The sequence below is a fragment of the Pseudomonas floridensis genome (assembly GCF_002087235.1).
Taxonomy (GTDB): Bacteria; Pseudomonadota; Gammaproteobacteria; order Pseudomonadales; family Pseudomonadaceae; genus Aquipseudomonas; species Aquipseudomonas floridensis.
Genome location: NZ_MUIO01000186.1, coordinates 1 through 3,017, shown reverse-complemented (window position 1 = coordinate 3,017; position 3,017 = coordinate 1). Strand labels below are relative to the sequence as shown.

Sequence of the window (3,017 nt, the reverse complement as noted above, 5' to 3'; positions counted from 1 at the left end):
ACGAAGAATCGGCCGCGGCGCCGTGGGTTTACAGGAAGTAAGGGAGCTTTATGAGGTTGCAGCCGGTAGACAGCCTGTCACTCACTCGCACCAGTCTGGTGGAGTATTTTCTGTTCGGTATCCGCCTTGCGCACGGCCTTGCGTGTGTGCTGCCCGGCCTGCTCATCGGCGCGCTAATGCAAGACGGCATGCTGCAGAAACCGCAGAGTTATCTGGCGATGCAGTTCTTCTTCGGCATCGTCGTCGTGCTGATCTTTCAGGCCATGGGCGTGTATTCGGAAGCGCTATTCAGCAACGCGCTGCGCCTGCGCTCGATCGTCATCGCCTGGTCGGCCTCGTTCGGGCTGCTGTTGTTCATGCAACGCACACTCGGGTTGTTCGGTTACGTTTCCAACGAGCAACTGGTGATCTGGTACCTGACCAGTCTCGTACTGTTCTGCGTGATCCGGGTGCTGTTGCTCATGCTGTTCAAGCATCAGATGCGCAAAGGCCTGTTCTTGCAGAATTCGGTCATATTGGGCGCGACTGAAAACGGCCTGCGACTGGCCGAATATCTGCTTCAGCATCAGGACATCCGCTCCGGTGTCATGGGCTTCATCGATGACCGCATCGGCCGCATGCCCAAAACCGTCGCCAATCTGCCACTGCTGGGCAACACCAGCGATCTGGAGCGTTTGATACGCGAAGAGAAAGTCACCCAGGTGCTGGTCGCGCTGCCCTGGACGGCGGAGAACCGCATGGACCACATCATTCACGAGCTGCGCCGGTTTCCGGTCAACGTGCTGCTGGTGCCGGACATGGTGGCATTTCGACACAGCCACAACCGCATCACAGAAGTCGCCAAGCTGCCGATGTTCAATGCCTCGGACGTGCCACTCAGCGGCTGGTCGCCGTTCATCAAGCGCGCCGAGGACATCGTGCTGTCCTCGCTGGCGCTGCTGGCGCTGTCGCCATTCATGTTGCTGGTCGCTCTGGCGATCAAACTCGATTCGCCAGGACCGGTGTTCTTCAAACAAAAGCGCTATGGCTACAACAACCGGCTGATCGAAGTCTTCAAATTTCGTTCGATGCACCAGCACCAGGCCGATGCAACGGCGGAAAAACAGACCACCCGTGGCGATGCCAGGATCACCCGGGTCGGGCGCTTCATCCGCAAGACCAGCCTGGATGAGCTGCCACAGCTGTTCAATGTGGTGGCAGGCAGCATGTCGATGGTGGGCCCGCGCCCCCATGCGACGGCAACGAAAGCGGCCGGCATTCTTTTCGAGCAAGCGGTGAAGGAGTACACGTCGCGACATCGAGTCAAGCCCGGAATCACCGGACTGGCTCAGATCAACGGCTATCGTGGGGAAACAGACACCGTGGAAAAAATCGAAAAACGCGTCGAGTTCGATCTTGAGTACATAGAAAACTGGTCCGTCTGGTTCGACCTCTACATCCTTATGCGCACTGTTCCGGCAGTGCTCTTCACTCGTGAGGCTTATTGATGAGCACCCTCATTCCCTGCATCATCGCCGGCGGCTCCGGCACCCGTTTGTGGCCTGTCTCCCGTGAAGCCATGCCCAAGCCGTTCATGCGCCTTCCCGACGGGGAAAGCCTGCTGCAGAAGACCTTTAAACGTGCAGCGGCCCTGCCGCACGTCGAGCGCCTGCTGACCGTGACCAACCGCGAAGTGTATTTCCGTACGGTGGATGACTATCGGCAGTTGAACAAAGGCAAGGTCCGGCTGGATTTCATTCTCGAACCATTCGGTCGCAACACCGCTGCCGCCATCGCCGCTGCCGCCGTGCATGTCACTCGGCTGTACGGCAGTGACGCGCAGTTGCTGGTGCTGCCCGCCGACCACCTGATCACCGATCTCGATGCGTTTTCCCGCGCCGTGACCAGCGCACAGCAACTGGCATCGCAAGGCTGGCTGGTGACCTTCGGCATCCTGCCGACCAAGCCTGAAACCGGCTTTGGCTACATCGAGAAAGGTCAGTCGCTCAGCACCGATGCCTGGCAGGTTGCCCGTTTCGTCGAGAAACCCGATACGGCGACTGCCCAGCAGTATCTGGACGGCGGTCTGCATCTGTGGAACGCAGGTATGTTCTGCATGCGCGCCGACGCCGTGCTGCGCGAACTGGAAACCCACGCGCCCGAGGTGCTGAGTGCGGTCCGCAGTTGCCTGGAGCTGAGCCAGAGCAAAGAGGGCAACCGCGAGTTGCAGGTGGAACTGGACAGCGAATCCTTCGGCCTGGTCCCGGACATCTCCATCGACTACGCGCTGATGGAGCGTTCCGACAAAGTCGCAGTGGTGCCCTGCGAGCTGGGCTGGAGTGACATCGGTTCGTGGGACGCGGTGCGCGAGCTGACTGGCGCCGACCCCCACGGCAATCAGTGCAACGGCCAGACCGTGCTGCATGACGTGACCAATTGCTACATAGATTCGCCCAAGCGTCTGGTCGGCGCGATCGGTCTGGACAATCTGATCATCATCGACACGCCGGACGCACTGCTGGTGGCCGACGGCGCGCGCACCCAGGACGTGAAGGTCATTGCTCAGGAGCTCAAGCGCCAGGGCCATGACGCCTATCGCCTGCACCGCACGGTCACTCGCCCGTGGGGCACGTACACTGTGCTGGAAGAAGGCAAGCGCTTCAAGATCAAGCGCATCGTGGTCCGTCCGCAAGCCTCGCTGTCGCTGCAGATGCACCACCATCGCAGCGAACACTGGATCGTCGTGAGCGGCATGGCGCGGGTCACCAATGGCGAACGCGAATTCATGCTCGACACCAACGAATCGACCTTTATCAAACCAGGCTTCACGCATCGCCTGGTCAATCCCGGCGTGATCGATCTGGTGATGATCGAGGTGCAGAGCGGCGAGTACCTGGGTGAAGACGACATCGTGCGGTTTACCGACGTCTATGGTCGCGTCCCCGAACAGGCAGTGAAAATCTGAGACCCCGTAAAAGAGCAAGGCCGCCGACCTCGGCCTTCGCTTCACCACCGAGGACTGAGCGCACGTAAAAACC

2 protein-coding genes are annotated in these 3,017 nt (G+C 60.0%); both read left to right on the top strand.

What is annotated here, in order from left to right:
- Positions 1–50 precede the first annotated feature (50 nt).
- Positions 51–1,487, top strand: coding sequence for an undecaprenyl-phosphate glucose phosphotransferase (locus BZK31_RS27915; RefSeq protein ID WP_083186406.1), 1,437 nt, complete (start codon positions 51–53; stop codon positions 1,485–1,487).
- Positions 1,487–2,944 (top strand): mannose-1-phosphate guanylyltransferase/mannose-6-phosphate isomerase, encoded by a 1,458-nt coding sequence (locus tag BZK31_RS27910; RefSeq protein WP_083186405.1) that lies wholly within the window; start codon positions 1,487–1,489, stop codon positions 2,942–2,944. Before BZK31_RS27915 ends, BZK31_RS27910 begins: the two co-directional genes overlap by 1 nt.
- The last annotated feature ends 73 nt before the right edge of the window (positions 2,945–3,017 follow it).

Coding starts and splice junctions, on each gene's coding strand:
- BZK31_RS27915 (WP_083186406.1), top strand. CDS start 51: ATGAGGTTGCAGCCGGTAGACAGCCTGTCACTCACTCGCACCAGTCTG.
- BZK31_RS27910 (WP_083186405.1), top strand. CDS start 1,487: ATGAGCACCCTCATTCCCTGCATCATCGCCGGCGGCTCCGGCACCCGT.